This is a genomic window from Brevibacterium sp. VCM10, from assembly GCF_000583215.1.
In the GTDB taxonomy this organism is placed as follows: domain Bacteria; phylum Actinomycetota; class Actinomycetes; order Actinomycetales; family Brevibacteriaceae; genus Brevibacterium; species Brevibacterium linens.
In genome coordinates this window covers 1-2,579 of the sequence record NZ_JAJB01000101.1, presented here as the reverse complement: position 1 = coordinate 2,579, position 2,579 = coordinate 1, and the positions used below count along the sequence as shown (strand labels likewise).

Genomic DNA, 2,579 nt, shown 5'->3' with positions numbered 1-2,579 from the left:
GGCCGCCTCGGCGGGGGTGACTCCGACCGGCGAGACCACGACAGTCCAGGTCGAAGCGAAGAACATGCGATTCACCCCGGACAATATCGACGTGCCGGCCGGCAACCGGCTCGTCATCGAACTGAAGAACACCGATGACCAGGACGTCCACGACCTCGTGCTCGACAACGGCACCGACAGCGGCCGGCTGAGCCCCGGCGAATCCGCCACGCTCGACGTCGGCATCGTCGGGGAGGACCTCGACGGCTGGTGCTCGATCGCCGGCCACCGGCAGATGGGAATGGTCTTCGCGGTCAACGCGATCGGTGCCGCCGGAGATCAGACGGCGATGGACTCTGACGGGTCCGGTCAGGATGGATCGGGTCACGGCGACTCCGGCCACGGCGGGATGGACGGGATGGACCACGGCGGGGCCTCGGACGGCGGCGCCTCAGACGGCGGGGACTCTGCGGCCGATGATCTCGACTTCATGGCCGAACCCGGGCGTGACTTCTCTGCCCGCGACGCGGCGCTGCCGAAGCCTGACGAGTCCGCGAAACCGAAGACGATCAAGAAGACCTTCACCGTCTCCGAGGTCGAACGCGAAGTTGCCGTCGGAGTCAAGCAGAAGCTGTGGCTGTTCAACGGCACCATGCCCGGGCCCACCCTGCGCGGAAAGGTCGGCGACAAGTTCGTCATCACGCTCGTCAACGACGGGTCCATGGGCCACTCGATCGACTTCCACGCCGGCGAACTCGCCCCCGACCAGCCGATGCGCACCATCGCTCCCGGCGAATCACTGACCTACGAGTTCACGGCCACACATTCGGGCGCCTGGATGTACCACTGCGCGACGATGCCGATGACCGACCACATCGCCAACGGCATGTTCGGCGCCGTGATCATCGACCCGCCGAATCTGCCCGAAGTCGACCGCGAATACTTCATGGTCCAATCCGAGCTCTACCTCGGGCCGCAGGGCGGGATCGTCGATTCGGCGAAGGCCGCCCGCGAAGAACCCGACGCCGTCGTGTTCAACGGATTCGCCAACCAGTACGACCACGATCAGCTGCGGGCGAAGGTCGGCGAACGCGTGCGCATCTGGGTCGTCGACGCCGGCCCGAGCCGGCCGAGTGCCTTCCACATCATCGGCGGACAGTTCGACACCGTGTTCAAGGAAGGCGCCTACCTGCTCAAACCGGACAACGAAGAGAAAGGGGCGAGCCAGACACTCGATCTGGCCGCCTCGCAGGGCGGGTTTGTCGAACTCGAATTCGCCGAGGCGGGTCACTATCCGTTCGTCTCCCACGTCATGGTCGACGCCGAACGCGGCGCCCACGGAATCGTCAACGTCACGGACTGAAGCGGCGCCGGCGAGGCCGACCTCGTCCAGGAATCGGGCGAAAAATCTCAAATTCTACAACGTGTAGAAATTGTTCTACACGCCGTAGTACCGTCGAAACTGCAATGAAGAACAGCGACCTGAAAAGGCCGTTCCAGCTGCGCGGCGCACCGGCGTCGCAAAAGGAGCAGATGTGATCTCCCAGCCCGCTCTCACCGTCGTCAGGGACACCCTCCCCGTCATCGGATCCGCCATCGGCGACATCACGCCGATCTTCTATGACCGGATGTTCACCGCCCGTCCCGACCTGCTGCGCGATCTGTTCAACCGCGGCAACCAGGCGCAGGGCGAGCAGCAGAAGGCGCTGGCCGGCGCGATCGCCGCCTATGCGAGCCTGCTCGTGTCAGAGGATGCGCCGAACATCGACGCGATGATGAGCCGGATTGCGAACAAACACGCATCCTTGGGCATCACCGAAGATCAGTACCCGATCGTCTACGAGCACCTCTTCGCCGCCATCGGCGAAGTGCTCGGCGAGGCGGCCACCCCCGAGGTCGTCGACGCGTGGACCGAGGTCTACTGGGACATGGCGAACACGCTCATCGCCGCCGAACGCGAACTCTATGCCGACCACGACGTGGAACCCGGCGACGTCTGGTCAGAGCTCAAGGTTATCCGCCGTCGGCAGGAATCACCGCACACGATCAGCCTCGTCCTGGCTCGTCCCGATGGCGGCCGGCTGCCGCAGGCACGGCCCGGACAGTACATCTCCGTCCAGGTCCAGCTGCCCGACGGCGCCAACCAGATCCGCCAGTACAGCCTCACCCGAGCGACCTCACATGAGTCCTGGACCGTGACGATCAAGGCCGAACCCGGTCGCGCCGAGGCGGGCGTCCCTGCTGGTGAGGTGTCGAACTTCATCCACGGCAACGTCTTCGAAGGGGACACGATCCGATGCTCCCTGCCCTACGGTGACCTCGTCGTCGAAGACGCCGAGACCCCGCTGCTGCTCGTCTCCGCAGGCATCGGCTGCACCCCGATCCTCGGCGCGCTCAACGACCTCGTGTCCAAGGAATCTCAGCGCGAAGTCACGGTCCTCCACGCCGATCAGTCGATGGCCTCCCACGCCCACCGGCAGGATATGGCGCAGCTCGTCGCCCAGCTGCCGGGCGCCCGAATGCACCACTGGTACGAACAGCTCGGCGCACGGACGACGAACGAAACCATCCACGAAGGCTTCATCGACCTCGCCGAGGTG

General features: G+C 65.3%; 2 protein-coding genes. Both read left to right on the top strand.

The window, feature by feature from the left end; translation table 11 throughout:
* Nucleotides 1-1,342 (top strand): multicopper oxidase domain-containing protein (locus tag AD89_RS0117375; protein ID WP_025780895.1); only part of this gene is annotated, 1,342 nt, incomplete at its 5' end.
* Between the two features lie 172 nt (nt 1,343-1,514).
* Nucleotides 1,515-2,579 (top strand): globin domain-containing protein (locus tag AD89_RS0117370; protein ID WP_025780893.1); only part of this gene is annotated, 1,065 nt, incomplete at its 3' end.